Annotated in this window: 11 protein-coding genes; 1 reads left to right on the forward strand and 10 read right to left on the reverse strand. The window is 76.0% G+C overall.

What is annotated here, in order from left to right; translation table 11 throughout:
* Positions 1 to 39 precede the first annotated feature (39 nt).
* The 5 genes from INN71_RS08220 to INN71_RS08240 all read right to left on the reverse strand — a co-directional run bounded on the left by INN71_RS08220 (position 40) and on the right by INN71_RS08240 (position 7,366).
* Positions 40 to 2,655: an ATP-binding cassette domain-containing protein gene (locus INN71_RS08220; RefSeq protein WP_277500782.1), complete on the reverse strand. Its 2,616-nt coding sequence runs from the start codon at positions 2,653 to 2,655 to the stop codon at positions 40 to 42.
* Positions 2,565 to 3,539 carry an ABC transporter transmembrane domain-containing protein gene (locus INN71_RS08225; protein ID WP_277500765.1) on the reverse strand — a complete coding sequence of 325 codons (975 nt, stop codon included), beginning with the start codon at positions 3,537 to 3,539 and terminating at the stop codon, positions 2,565 to 2,567. Before INN71_RS08225 ends, INN71_RS08220 begins: the two co-directional genes overlap by 91 nt.
* A 230-nt stretch (positions 3,540 to 3,769) precedes the next feature.
* The gene (locus INN71_RS08230) at positions 3,770 to 4,186 is read right to left on the reverse strand and encodes a hypothetical protein (protein WP_277500766.1); all 417 of its coding nucleotides are present in this window, start codon (positions 4,184 to 4,186) and stop codon (positions 3,770 to 3,772) included.
* Positions 4,187 to 4,302: 116 nt separating this feature from the next.
* Positions 4,303 to 6,513: an NADP-dependent isocitrate dehydrogenase gene (locus INN71_RS08235; RefSeq protein WP_277500767.1), complete on the reverse strand. Its 2,211-nt coding sequence runs from the start codon at positions 6,511 to 6,513 to the stop codon at positions 4,303 to 4,305.
* Between the two features lie 118 nt (positions 6,514 to 6,631).
* Complete coding sequence (locus INN71_RS08240; RefSeq protein WP_277500768.1) at positions 6,632 to 7,366, reverse strand: hypothetical protein; 735 nt, start codon at positions 7,364 to 7,366, stop codon at positions 6,632 to 6,634.
* Positions 7,367 to 7,502: 136 nt separating this feature from the next.
* On the opposite strand from INN71_RS08240, the gene INN71_RS08245 reads away from it, so the two are divergent.
* Positions 7,503 to 8,489, forward strand: a complete 987-nt coding sequence (locus INN71_RS08245) for a malate dehydrogenase (protein ID WP_277500769.1) — start codon at positions 7,503 to 7,505, stop codon at positions 8,487 to 8,489.
* Positions 8,490 to 8,546: 57 nt separating this feature from the next.
* Here the strand turns inward: INN71_RS08245 and INN71_RS08250 are convergent, their stop codons facing one another.
* The 5 genes from INN71_RS08250 to INN71_RS08270 form a co-directional block, all read right to left on the reverse strand.
* The gene (locus INN71_RS08250; RefSeq protein ID WP_277500770.1) at positions 8,547 to 8,879 is read right to left on the reverse strand and encodes a DUF3017 domain-containing protein; all 333 of its coding nucleotides are present in this window, start codon (positions 8,877 to 8,879) and stop codon (positions 8,547 to 8,549) included.
* A 5-nt stretch (positions 8,880 to 8,884) separates the two neighbouring features.
* Complete coding sequence (locus tag INN71_RS08255) at positions 8,885 to 9,733, reverse strand: bifunctional methylenetetrahydrofolate dehydrogenase/methenyltetrahydrofolate cyclohydrolase (RefSeq protein ID WP_277500771.1); 849 nt, start codon at positions 9,731 to 9,733, stop codon at positions 8,885 to 8,887.
* A 50-nt stretch (positions 9,734 to 9,783) separates the two neighbouring features.
* Positions 9,784 to 11,352, reverse strand: a complete 1,569-nt coding sequence (gene purH / locus INN71_RS08260; protein ID WP_277500772.1) for a bifunctional phosphoribosylaminoimidazolecarboxamide formyltransferase/IMP cyclohydrolase — start codon at positions 11,350 to 11,352, stop codon at positions 9,784 to 9,786.
* A 127-nt stretch (positions 11,353 to 11,479) separates the two neighbouring features.
* Positions 11,480 to 12,130, reverse strand: coding sequence for a phosphoribosylglycinamide formyltransferase (gene purN / locus INN71_RS08265; protein WP_277500773.1), 651 nt, complete (start codon positions 12,128 to 12,130; stop codon positions 11,480 to 11,482).
* Positions 12,131 to 12,174: 44 nt separating this feature from the next.
* Positions 12,175 to 13,407: a DUF6350 family protein gene (locus tag INN71_RS08270; RefSeq protein ID WP_277500774.1), complete on the reverse strand. Its 1,233-nt coding sequence runs from the start codon at positions 13,405 to 13,407 to the stop codon at positions 12,175 to 12,177.
* Between the last annotated feature and the right edge of the window lie 64 nt (positions 13,408 to 13,471).

The following is a 13,471-nucleotide window of genomic DNA, read 5'->3' on the forward strand; positions in this document are numbered from 1 at the left end:
CTGCACCACCGGTCGGCGCCCGGGCACCCGTGCCGTGCCTCATCCCGCGAGGTGGCCCCACCGGGCGGACAGCTCCGCCCACGGCCCGTCCGCGACCACCGCCCCGTCGACGAGCACGACGACCCGGTGCGCCTGCACGAGCGCCGCGCGCTTCGAGGTGGCGCCGAGCACCGTGGTGCCCTGCGCACGCAGCCCCCGCCACAGCTCGACCTCCGTGCGGGCGTCGAGCGCGCTCGACACGTCGTCGGCGACGAGCAGCTCGGGCTCGCAGGCCAGCGCGCGGGCCAGGGCCAGGCGCTGCACCTGCCCCCCGGACAGGCGTACGCCGCGGTGCCCGACCAGCGCGTCCGGTCCGCCCGCCGCCTCGACGTCGGCCCCCAGGCGCGCCGCCGTCACCGCCGGGCCGACGGCCCGGTCGTGGTCGAGCCGCACGTTGTCGTCGAACGTGCCCGACAGCACGCGCGGCACCTGGGCGACGTGGGCCACCTGCGCGGGGCGCAGGAAGTGCTCCGGGTCGGTGACCGGGCGGCCGTTCCACCGCAGCGTGCCCGTGTGGTCGACGAGGCCCGCCACGGCTCCCAGCAGGCTCGACTTCCCGGACCCCACCTGGCCCAGCAGCAGCACCAGCTCACCGGCCCGCACCGTGAGGTCGACGTCGACGACGCCGCGCGTGCCGTCGTCGTGGACGGCCGCGAGCCCCTGCAGCTCGAGGGTGCGCAGCGGCTCGCGGACCACGGGCGGCGGCGGGGGCGCCGTACCCCGCACGAGGTCGACGCCCGGCGGGAGCCGCACGAGGTCCACCCCGCCGGCGAACCGGCTCGTGGCACGCTGCCACGCCCGGGTGCCGGGGGCCTCGGTGATCACCCACCCGGCGACCAGGCCGAAGTAGTCGAAGCCGGTGACGGCCGCGGACACCAGCAGCGCCGTCGCCAGGTCCCAGCCCCCGGCGAGGTGGATGCCCCAGGCGGCCACGACCCCGCCCTGCACCACGACGAGGGGCACGCCGTCTAGCGCGGCCTGCACCCGGTGCTCGCGCACGGCGGCGTCCACCCGCCCCCCGTCGACCGCGCGCAGGTGGCGCTGCACGGCCGGCGTGGCGGCGGCGAGCTTGACCGTGCGTGCGGCGTCGAGCGCCGAGACGAGCGAGCGCCCGAAGCCCGCGCGGGCGGTGGCCGCAGCCGCCGCCGACCGCCCGGCCAGCGGGCGCCCGAGCGAGGACGCGAGCGACGAGGCCACCATGACGGCCAGGAGCACGGCGCCCGCCAGCAGGCTCCCGCCGAGCACGGTGGTGACGACCACGATGACGAGGGCGTTGACGAGGTCGACCCAGCGGTCGGCGTACCGGGCGTAGCGGTCGGCGTCGAGGGCGCGGCCCGCCACCTCCCCGGGCGGCGTGCGCGGCAGGCGCTCCTGGGCGGTCTGCCCGAGGAGCACCGTCGTGCGGACCCGCAGCAGCACCTCGATCCACCAGCGGGGGTAGCGGCGCACGGCGTCGGTGAGCAGCAGCGGGCCGGCGAGCAGGCTGACGACCAGCAGGGCCACCAGCAGCCACGGGACCCCGCCGCCGTCCCCGGCCACGTCCTGCACGACCCGGCCCCACAGGAACGCGCTGACCGCGCCGAACGCCCCCGTCAGCGCGGACAGCAGGAAGAGGACCGCCGCGAACAGGCCCCAGGCCGGCCGCACCGCGATCGCCGACAGGATGCCGCGCGCCAGGCTCGGCCCCTCGCCGGGCTCGGGCCGTCCCAGCGGCTCCCCCTGCCGTCGTACGCCGCCCACCGGGGCGGGTGCGACGTCCGGCGTGGCCACCCCGACCGCCCCCTCGGCCGCCCCCTCCTGGGGCACCGTCTCCTGCTCCGTCTCCTGCACCGTCTCCTGCGCCGCCTCGAGCAGGTCGTGGAAGGGCCCGGGCTGCCGGGCGAGCGTGCGCCGCTCCCCCTGCTGCACGACACGGCCACGCTCGAGCACGGCGACGAGGTCGGCCCGCGCGATGGTGGAGAGCCGGTGGGCCACCAGCAGGCCGGTGCGGCCCGCGAGCAGCCGGTCGGCGGCGCGCACGACGGTCTCCTCGGTCACCGGGTCCATCCGCGCCGTCGCCTCGTCGAGCACGACGACGCGCACGTCACGCACGAGCAGCCGCGCGAAGGCGACGAGCTGCTCCTCGCCCGCCGACAGGCTCGTGCCACCGGGGCCCAGGGGCGTGTCGAGGCCCGCGGGCAGCCCGGCCACCCAGGCGCCGAGACCGAGCTCGTCCACCGCCGCCTCAAGCTGCCGGCGCGGGACGTCGGCGAACAGCGCGATGTTCTCGGCCAGCGTGCCGGCCAGGATCTCGGTGCGCTGCGTGACGACGCCGACCCGGCGGCGCAAGTCCTCCAGGTCGAGGTCGCGCACGTCCGCGCCGCCGAGCAGCACGCTGCCCCGCGGCGGCTCGTGGGCCCGCGAGACCAGGGCCGCGAGGGTGGACTTGCCGGAGCCGGAGCGGCCCACCAGCGCGCACGTGCGCCCCGTCGGCACGCGCAGGGAGACGTCGGCGAGGGCGAAGGTGCCCTCCTCGTAGGCGAACGTCAGGTGGCGCAGCTCGAGGTCCGCCTCGGCGGGCACCGGGGCGCCGCCCTCCGGCTCCCGCTCCGCACCCAGCAGCTGTCGCAGCCGCACGAGCGCACCGAGGCCGGCCTGCAGGTCGGGGATGTGGCGCGCCATCTGGTCGACCTGGCCGACGAAGGTGGTCGTGACGAGGAAGAGCGTGACGACCCGACCGACCGAGAGGGAGTCGTCGACGACGAGCGCGACGCCGGTGATCGCCGTGCCGGCCAGCAGGGCGTGCAGCAGCACCCCGTGCGCAGCGCGATCGCGGCCTGGCTGGCCACCACCGCGGCCATCGTGCGGTGCACCCGCGCGGCCAGCTCGCTCGTGCGGCGCAGCACGTGGGCCTGGCCCAGCGAGGTGCGCAGGTCGTCGCGGGCGGCGACGCCCTCCTCGAAGGCGGCGGCGTGGTCGGTCCAGGCGACCTCCTCCTCGACCTTCCGGCGCGTCAGGTCGGCCAGCAGCGGCCGGACGGAGAGCACCGCGAGCGTGCCGACGAGCGGGAACAGGAACCAGGCCGGCCACCACGTCAGCCCGGCGACGACCCACATGGGCAGCGCGGCGAAGACGGTCCGCAGCGCCTCCCAGACCTGGCGGCGCACCAGCGTGCCGACGTCGTGGGTGTCGTCGTCCACCCGGTCGAGCACCTCGCCCACCGCCTGCTCCGACAACGTCGCGAGCGGTTGGTGGAGCGCGGCGTCGAGGAGGTCGTCGCGCAGTCGGCCCTCGGCGCGGTCCGCCACACCGGCCCACAGCACGCGACCCACGGAGTCCAGCGCCGCGCCGCCCACCAGGCAGGCGGCCAGCAGCGCCAGCAGCACGCCGCTCGGACCCGCCGCGAGGCGTCCGGCGACCACCGTGCCCAACGTCTCCCCCACCGCGCCGAGGAACGAGAGCGCGAGGGCGACCACCGTGGCGGGCGCCCGCAGCCGGCGCGCGTCGACCGTGCGGGACACGGGCGCCCGGCTCCCGCCCCGCGAGCGCGACCGACCGGACGCGGGGCCCGGGGACCGGTCGGGCGCGGGACCACCGGGGTCGCCGGGGTGGCCGGGACCGCCGGCGGGGCGACCCGGGTGGGTCGCGGGAGGGGAGGTGGAGGTGTCGGCGCCGCTCATGTCGGGTCGACCGTAGGCGGGAGCACCGACGCTCCGCCTCCCCTTTTCGACCCGCCGGCCCACCCAGCGGCTCAGCAGACGGTGGTGAGCTCCTGGACCGCCGTGTCGAGCTGCGCCTCGGCCTCGGCGACCGCCTGCTGGTCGACGGTCCCGTCAGCGGCCGCGCGGGCCTGGGTGACGAGGGCGTCGAGGGCGGTGCGCGCGTCCTCCACGTGGCCGCGCAGCTCGCCCGAGAGGCCCTGCTCGGCGGTGGCGAGACCGTCGCGCAGGGCGGTCAGCTCGCGCTCGGCGCCGGCGGGGTCGACGCCCAGCTGGTCGGCGGCCGCGTGCGCCTGACCGGTGACGCCGTCGACGGCGTCCTGCGCGAGGCTGCAGCCGGCGTCGGAGGCGGCGTCGCGGACGGCCGTCTCGACCTCGGAGCACCCGGCGAGGGCGACGAGGCCCAGGGCCAGGGCGGGCAGGAACGGGGCGGTACGACGCAGGCTCACCCGGCCATCATCCCCGACCGCTCCAGCCCGGACGCACCACCGGGTGCGGCCCGCGGCTGCGGACCGCACCCGGTGGAGTGCGTCGTACGGCGCCCCGGAGGGCTGCCGGGGACGGGTCAGAGCGTCGCGATCGCGGCGTTCAGCGTCGTGCTGGGGCGCATGACGGCCTCGGCCTTGGCCGGGTCGGGACGGAAGTAGCCCCCGATGTCGGCCGGGCTGCCCTGCACCGCCGCCAGCTCGCCCACGATCTTCTCCTCGTCGGCGCGCAGCGACGTGGCGAGGGCGGAGAACGCGGAGGCCAGCTCGGCGTCCTCGCTCTGCGCGGCCAGCTCCTCGGCCCAGTACAGCGCCAGGTAGAAGTGCGAGCCGCGGTTGTCGATCCCGCCGACCCGGCGGGTGGGCGACTTGTCCTCGTTGAGGAACGTGCCCGTGGCGCGGTCGAGGGTGTCGGCCAGCACCTGGGCGCGGGCGTTGCCGGTCGACGTGGCCAGGTGCTCGAAGGAGGCCGCCAGCGCGAAGAACTCGCCGAGGCTGTCCCAGCGCAGGTAGTTCTCCTTGACCAGCTGCTGCACGTGCTTCGGCGCGGAGCCGCCGGCGCCGGTCTCGAAGAGGCCGCCGCCGTTCATCAGCGGCACGACCGAGAGCATCTTGGCCGACGTGCCGAGCTCGAGGATCGGGAACAGGTCGGTGTTGTAGTCGCGCAGCACGTTGCCGGTCACCGAGATGGTGTCCTCGCCGCGGCGGATGCGCTCGAGCGAGTACGCCGTCGCCTCCGCCGGCGCCATGATCTCGATCGTCAGGCCCTCGGTGTCGTGCTCGGGCAGGTACTTCTCCACCAGCGCGATGAGGTTGGCGTCGTGGGCGCGGGTCTGGTCGAGCCAGAACACGGCCGGGGCGCCGGTGGCGCGGGCGCGGGTCACGGCCAGCTTCACCCAGTCGCGGATGGGCGCGTCCTTGGTCTGGCAGGCGCGCCAGATGTCGCCCGGCTGCACGTCGTGGCTCAGCAGCACCTCGCCCGCGCCGTTGCGCACCTCGACGGTGCCGGCGGCCGGGATCTCGAAGGTCTTGTCGTGGGAGCCGTACTCCTCCGCAGCCTTCGCCATCAGGCCCACGTTGGGCACCGAGCCCATGGTCGCGGGGTCGAAGGCGCCGTTGGCCCGGCAGTCGTCGATGACGGTCTGGTAGACGCCTGCGTAGGACGAGTCGGGGATCACCGCGAGGGTGTCGGCCTCCTCGCCGTCCGGGCCCCACATGTGACCCGACGTGCGGATCATGGCCGGCATGGACGCGTCGATGATGACGTCGCTCGGCACGTGCAGGTTGGTGATGCCCTTGTCGGAGTCCACCATCGCCAGCGCCGGGCCGTCGGCCAGTCCCTGCTGCACGGCGGCCTTGATGGCCTCGCCCTCGGGCAGGCTCTCGACGGCGCTCAGCAGGCCGCCGAGGCCGTCGTTCGGGGAGATGCCCGCGGCCCGCAGCTGCTCGCCGTACTGCTCGAAGAGGGTCGGGAGGAACGCCTGCACGACGTGGCCGAAGATGATCGGGTCCGAGACCTTCATCATCGTGGCCTTGAGGTGGGCGGAGAAGAGGATGCCCTCGGCCTTGGCGCGCGCGACCTGCTCGGCGAGGAAGCGGCGCAGCGCGGCGACGTCCATGAAGGTCGCGTCGACGACCTCGCCCGCGAGGACCTCCACCGCGTCCTTGAGCACGGTCTCGGACCCGTCGGTGCCGACGTGCACGATCTGCAGCGTGTCGTCGGCGGGGATGACGACCGACTTCTCGTTGGAGCGGAAGTCGTCCTTGCCCATCGTCGCGACGTTCGTCTTCGAGTCCGCGCTCCACGCCCCCATGCGGTGCGGGTGGGCCTTGGCGTAGCCCTTGACCGACGCGGGCGCGCGGCGGTCGGAGTTGCCCTCGCGCAGCACGGGGTTCACGGCGGAGCCCTTGACCTTGTCGTACTTGGCGCGGATCTCCCGCTCCTCGTCCGTGGTCGGGTTCTCCGGGTACGCCGGCAGGTCGTAGCCCTGCTCCTGCAGCTCCTTGACCGCGGCCTTCAGCTGCGGGATGGAGGCGGAGATGTTGGGCAGCTTGATGATGTTGGCCTCGGGCTGCGTGGCCAGCTGGCCCAGCTCGGCGAGGGCGTCGTCGAGACGCTGCTCCTCGGTCAGGCGCTCGGGGAACTGGGCGATGATGCGGCCCGCCAGCGAGATGTCGCGCGTCTCCACGTCCACTCCCGCGGTCGCGGCGTAGGCCTCGACGATCGGCAGGAAGGAGTACGTCGCGAGCAGCGGCGCCTCGTCGGTGTGGGTGTAGATGATCTTGGCCATGGGCGTGGTCGACTCCTGAGCTCTCGAGGCGGTCGGAAGAATCTCTCGACGTCAAGATACCTGACGCGCACTGGCACCTGACGCCCGGTGGCCAGCGTCGCAGGTCGCCCCCGAGGTGTCACGGCCCCCGCAGCGTCCAGGTCGCTCCGGGCTCGTCGAAGCGGGCCAGGCCGACGCCGCGGGCCAGGAGCTCCTCGCCGCGGCGGGCGGCGCGGGGCCGGCCCTCGTCCCGCGTCGGGCCACCGGTCGTGACCTCGAGCAGCAGCACCTCGAGGTCCTGGCCGGCGACCGGGGCGACCTCCCCCACCTCCCGCACGCGCACCCGCTCCGCGGCCAGGCCCGGCACGGCCAGGCGCACGTAACCGTCCCCCACCCGCGGCACGCCGGTGACGACCAGGCCCGCCTCGGCCCCGTCGACGCCGGCCTCCCAGCGCGACCCGTCGGCGAGGGTGCCACCGACCAGCCAGACGTTGCGCCGACGGTCCTGCGCGAACCACGACGTGCGCTCCGACGGCAGCGCCCGCGTGCCCCACGTGGCGGCGACCGCCTCGGTGCGCACGCCGGTCGCGGGCACGCCGCCGACCCGCTCCGGGGCGCCGCCGACCGTGCGCCGGAGCCGCCGGCCCGTCGCGTCGCCGTACACCCGGGTCGTGCCGCCCACCAGCGGCCACCACGGGTTGTCGACGTCGGCCACGAAGTCGGCCGGGTCGGGCGTCGGCGTGGGCACCGTCAGCTCGTCGACCCCGGACGGCGGGGCCGTCGCCGGACCAGTCCCGCAGGCGCCCAGCAGCACGGCCGGGGGCGTCGCGACCGCGGCGGTCAGGAGGCGCCGCCGCGACACGGGAGGGGTCATGGGGGCCAGCATGCCAGCGCCCCCGGACGTGTGACGCAGGTCTCGCCGTCCTCCCGGGACGCTGCTAGCGTCGCGACCGGGCGCGCCCGTGCCGCCCGTCCCGCCCGTCCCGCCGCCTCGCACCCCAGGAGTCCACGTGAGCACGTCCCCCCTCAAGGTCGCCGTCACCGGGGCCGCCGGCCAGATCGGCTACAGCCTGCTGTTCCGGCTCGCCAGCGGGGCGCTGACGGGCGACCGGCCGGTCGAGCTGCGCCTGCTGGAGATCACGCCCGCGCTGGGGGCGCTCGAGGGCGTCGTGATGGAGCTCGACGACTGCGCGTTCCCGGGCCTGGCCGGCGTCGAGATCGGCGACGACCCCCGGAAGGTCTTCGACGGGGTCGACCTCGCGCTGCTGGTCGGCGCGCGCCCGCGCACCAAGGGGATGGAGCGCGGCGACCTGCTCTCGGCCAACGGCGCGATCTTCACCGAGCAGGGCAAGGCCCTCAACGAGGTGGCCGCCGACGGCGTGCGCATCGGCGTGACCGGCAACCCCGCGAACACGAACGCGCTCATCGCCCAGCGCAACGCCCCCGACATCCCCGCCGAGCGCTTCACTGCGCTGACGCGCCTCGACCACAACCGCGCGCTCGCCCAGCTGGCGCGGCGCACGGGGTCGCCCGTCTCCGAGATCCGCCGCATGACGATCTGGGGCAACCACTCCGCCACGCAGTACCCCGACCTGTTCCACGCCGAGATCGGCGGGCGCAACGCGGCCGAGGTCGTCGACGACCAGGCCTGGATCGCGGACACGTTCATCCCGACGGTGGCCAAGCGCGGCGCCGCGATCATCGAGGCGCGCGGCTCGTCGTCGGCGGCCTCGGCCGCCTCCGCCACCATCGACGCCGCCCGCGACTGGCTGTCCGGCTCCGCCGCCGACGACTGGGTGTCGATGGCGGTCGTCTCCGACGGCTCGTACGGCGTGCCCGAGGGCCTCGTGTCGTCGTTCCCCGTGACGACGCGCGACGGCGACTGGGAGATCGTCCAGGGCCTCGAGATCGACGACTTCTCGCGTGCGCGCATCGACGCCTCGGTCGCCGAGCTCGAGGAGGAGCGCCAGGCGGTCACCGAGCTCGGGCTGGTCTGAGCCTCCTGGCCCCCACCGGGCCCACGGCCTGCCGCCGCCCCCGGAGCGGCCGGGCGCTCAGGCGCCCGGCTGCTCCGGGATGTCCTCGGCCAACAGGAGCAGCGCCGCACCCACGGCCAGCAGCAGGCTGGCGTCGGTGAACCGGTTGCGCACGCCGAGCATGCCGGCCTGACCCGCCGGCAGCACGAGCCGGGCCGCGCCCCCGCCCAGCAGGGCGGCGGCGATCCACCGGACGCCCGCGCGCCAGTCCCCCGTGACGACGACCCACAGGCCGATGCCGCACAGGAGCATCACGGCGAGGTAGGCGTACCCCCCGAGGTGCGCCGGCAGGAACCGGCGGCGCGCGCGGTCCGGCGTACCGTCGTCGGCGCGGGAGCCCGGCAGGACCACGAGCCTCAGACCCGGCTCTCGGCCAGCGACACCACGTTCGCCAGCAGCATCGCGCGCGTCATCGGGCCCACGCCGCCCGGGTTGGGCGAGACCCAGCCCGCCACCTCCCACACGTCGTCGGCCACGTCGCCGGCGATCTTGCCGTCGACGCGGGAGACGCCGACGTCGAGCACGGCGGCGCCGGGCTTGACCATGTCGGCCGTGATGATCCCGGGCACGCCGGCCGCGGCGACCACGACGTCGGCCTGCCGCACGTGCGCCGCCAGGTCGCGGGTGCCGGTGTGGCACAGCGTCACCGTCGCGTTCTCGCTGCGGCGGGTGAGCAGCAGCCCGAGCGGGCGGCCCACGGTCACGCCGCGACCCACGACGACGACCTCGGCGCCGGCGATCTCCACGCCGTGGCGGCGCAGCAGCTCGACGATGCCGTAGGGCGTGCAGGGCAGCGGCGCGTCCTCGCCCAGCACGAGCCAGCCGAGGTTGGTCGGGTGCAGGCCGTCGGCGTCCTTGGCCGGGTCGACGAGCCCGAGCACGCGGTTCTCGTCGATGCCCTTCGGCAGGGGGAGCTGCACGATGTAGCCGGTGCACGCCGGGTCCTCGTTGAGGCCGCGGACGGCGTCCTCGATCTCGGCCTGCGTGGCGGTGGCGGGCAGGTCGACGCGGATGGACGCGATGCCCACCTCGGCGCAGTCCTTGTGCTTGCCGTTGACGTACCAGCGGCTGCCGGGGTCGTCGCCGACCAGCACGGTGCCCAGGCCGGGCACCACGCCCTTCTCCGCCAGGGCGGCGACGCGCGACGCCACCTCGCCCTTGATGGCCCTCGCGGTGGCGCTGCCGTCGAGCTTCTGCGCGGTCATGTCGTCCTCGTCCTCGTCGTCGGGTCTCGTCGTCGGGTCTCGTCGGCCGCTCAGTGGGCGAAGTGGCGGGTGCCGGTGAGGTACATCGTCACGCCCGCGGCCTTCGCCGCCTCGATGGTGAGCTCGTCGCGCACCGAGCCGCCGGGCTGCACGATCGCCGCGACGCCCGCGTCGATGAGGATCTGCGGCCCGTCCTCGAAGGGGAAGAACGCGTCGGAGGCGGCCACCGAGCCGCGGGCCCGGTCGCCGGCCCGCTCGACGGCGAGGCGGCAGGAGTCGACGCGGTTGACCTGGCCCATGCCGACGCCCACCGAGGCGCCGTCCTTCGCGAGCAGGATCGCGTTCGACTTCACGCCGCGCACCGCGCGCCAGGCGAAGGCGAGGTCGGCGAGCAGCTCGGGCGAGGCGGCCTCGCCGGTGGCCAGCGTCCACGTCGACGGGTCGTCCCCCTCGGCCTGCAGGCGGTCGGCCTGCTGCACGAGCTGGCCGCCGGAGACGGGGCGCACCTCGAGCGGGGGGCGCTCGACGTCGGCGGCGCAGCGCAGGACGCGGATGTTCTTCTTGCGGGTCAGCACCTCGAGGGCGCCGGGCTCGAAGTCGGGGGCGACGACGACCTCGGTGAAGACCTCGGCGACCTGCTCGGCCATCGCCACGGAGACCGGGCGGTTGGCGGCGATGACGCCGCCGAACGCGGAGACCGGGTCGCAGGCGTGGGCGCGGGCGTGGGCCTCGGCCACGTCGGCGCCGACCGCGATGCCGCACGGGTTGGCGTGCTTGATGATGGCGACGGCCGGCTCGTCGAAGTCGGCGGCCGCCCGCCGGGCGGCGTCGGTGTCGACGTAGTTGTTGTAGGACATCTCCTTGCCGTGCAGCTGGTCGGCCTCGGCGAGCCCGCCGGTGCCGTCGACGTAGAGCGCCGCCGACTGGTGCGGGTTCTCGCCGTAGCGCAGCACGGCCGAGCGGGTGAGGGCCGAGCCGGTGAACGCGGGCCAGCCCGCGCCGTCGGCGTCGGTGGCGGCGGTGTAGTCACCCGCGAACCACTCGGCCACGGCGACGTCGTAGGCCGCCGTGTGGGCGAACGCCTGCGCGGCCAGCTGCCGGCGCTGGGCCAGCGTGAAGCCGCCTGCGGCGACGGCGGCGAGCGCCTCGTCGTACGCCGCAGGAGAGGTCAGCACGGCGACGGACGGGTGGTTCTTCGCGGCCGCGCGGACCATCGACGGGCCGCCGATGTCGATCTGCTCGACGCACTCGTCGGGCGACGCGCCCGACGCGACGGTCTGGCGGAACGGGTAGAGGTTGACGACCACGAGGTCGAACGGCTCGACGCCGAGGTCGGCCAGCTGCGCGACGTGGGAGTCGAGGCGGCGGTCGGCCAGGATGCCGGCGTGCACGCGGGGGTGCAGGGTCTTCACGCGGCCGTCGAGGCACTCGGGGAAGCCCGTCAGGTCCTCGACCTTGGTGACGGGGAGGCCGAGGCCGGCGATGAGGGCGGCGGAGCCGCCGGTGGAGACGAGCTCGACGCCCGCGTCGGCGAGGCCGCGGACGAGGGTCTCGAGCCCCGTCTTGTCGAAGACGGAGACGAGCGCGCGGCGCACGGGGACCTGGTCGGGACTGCTCACGGTGGAACTCCTCGTGGGGACGAAGGCGGACATCCGGTGCGCACCCAGGCGGTCGATGCGCACGCTGCTGCACTCCCTGGTGGTCGACCACCTGCGCCAGTCGTGTGGGGCCCAGGCTAGTCGACGGCTACTCGACGGCGGGGGTGGGTGCGACTCCGGGCGCCGCGCCGAAGCGGGCGGTGCGGCCCTCGACGTGCAGCCCCTCGCGCGCGAGGCGTCCGACGGTGTCGACGAGCATCGCCCGCTCGGCGACCTTGATGCGCTCGTGCAGCGCGTCGGCGTCGTCGGTGTCGAGGACGGGCACCGCGCTCTGGGCGAGGATGACGCCGGTGTCGACGCCCGCGTCGACCACGAAGAGGGTCGCGCCGCTGACCTTGACGCCGTACGCGAGCGCGTCGGCCGGCCCGTGCATCCCCGGGAAGCTGGGGCTCAGCGCGGGGTGGGTGTTGACGACGCGGCCCCCGAGGCGGTCGAGGAACGCGGGGCCGACGAGCTTCATGAAGCCCGCCAGCACCACCCAGTCGGGGGCGTGGCCCGCGACCGCGTCGGCGAGCGCGGCGTCCCACGCCGCCCGGTCGGGGTGGTCGCGCAGCCGCTCGACGAAGGTCGGTACGCCGGCCCGCTCGGCCCGGCGCAAGCCTTCCACGCCGTCCCGGTCGGCCCCGACGGCGACCACGCGCGCGCCGTACGCCGGGTCGGCGGCGGCGTCGAGGAGCGCCTGCAGGTTGGTCCCGGAGCCGGAGACGAGGACGACGAGGCGGGCGGGCTGGTCGGGCACGGCCGGGAGTCTAGGGGCCGGGCGCGCGGTGGGCGCGCGGCCGCTCAGGCCGCCGGGAGACGGCGGCGCTGGAGCAGCGTCATGAGGAGACCGCCCACGAGACCGCCGGTCGCGAACGCGACGACGGCGTGCACGGTGACGTCCCCCGCGAAGGGGCCCACCTCGGCCATGCGGCCCGGGCCCACGGCCCCGCCCGCCAGGCGGGCCACCACGCCGAGGGCGAGACCGGCGAGCACGCCGGCCGCCCCGCCGCGCACCGCCCCGACCTCGAGGCGGGTGGTGGGCCGGACGCGCTGCACCAGGGCGACCACGACGGCCGCGAGCACGAACGGGGCGAGGAGCAGGGCGGTCGCGAGCCACCCGGGGACCGGCGCGGCCGGCGTGGCGGCGACGAGCGGGAACACCGGGACGGGCCCGAGCGCGACCGCGGACGGGGCCACGACCGTGCCCGTCCCCAGCGCGAAGCCCGGGCCCAGGCCGTAGGCGCCGGCCATGACGACCATGTTCGGCACGAGCAGCAGGGCGAGCCCGACGACGAGCACCGCCGTACCGGGGCCGGTCTCGAGCCGCGACAACGTCGACGCGGCGTCGGAGAGGCCGAGCGCGAGGCCGGTCGCGGCCAGCAGACCCGCCACGACGGTCCAGGCGAGGACGAGGGCCACGGCGGCGGCGAGGCCGTCGCGGACGTCGACGGGCACGAGGTCCGCCCACACGGCGGCGCGCCCGGAGCCGACGGCGACGCCCGCCCCGCCGACGCCGCCGGCCAGCAGGAGGGACCAGGTGAGCACGCCGGCGAGCGAGACCCCGTCGCCCGGGCCCGAGGCCAGCACGGCGACCAGCAGGGCGGCCACGACGTACGCCGCGGCGAACAGCCCCACGGCCGTGGGCACGACGAGGTCCCGCTCCCCCGCGGCGATCGCCCGGGCGTCCGGGCCGTGGGGGGCGAGCGTCTCGCCCGTGCGCAGCCCCAGCCGCCAGCAGACGACGGCGCAGACCAGCGTGATGCCCAGCGGCACCATCGTCACGGGCGTGCCCTGCACGTCGACCCCCGAGCCGTGGCCCGTCAGCCAGCCCAGCGCCCCCACGCGCAGCGCGCCGGAGGGCCGCCCGTGGGCGCCGGCGTCGGTGACGAACCAGCCGACGACACCCACCGCGAGGGCCACCACGAGCGTCGACAGCGCCGCCACGGCGCCGCCGGCCGAGGCGACGAGCACGAGGCTGCGCGGTGCCGGCGCGGCGGGCGGGCGGGACCGGAGGCCGGGGAGCACGGAAGTCATCGCACCCATCCTCGCCGCGCCCGGGGCGACGACCGGGGAGCCCTCGCCCGACACGCCGCACCCG

The sequence above is a fragment of the Nocardioides sp. ChNu-153 genome, from assembly GCF_030466625.1.
Lineage (GTDB): Bacteria > Actinomycetota > Actinomycetes > Propionibacteriales > Nocardioidaceae > Nocardioides.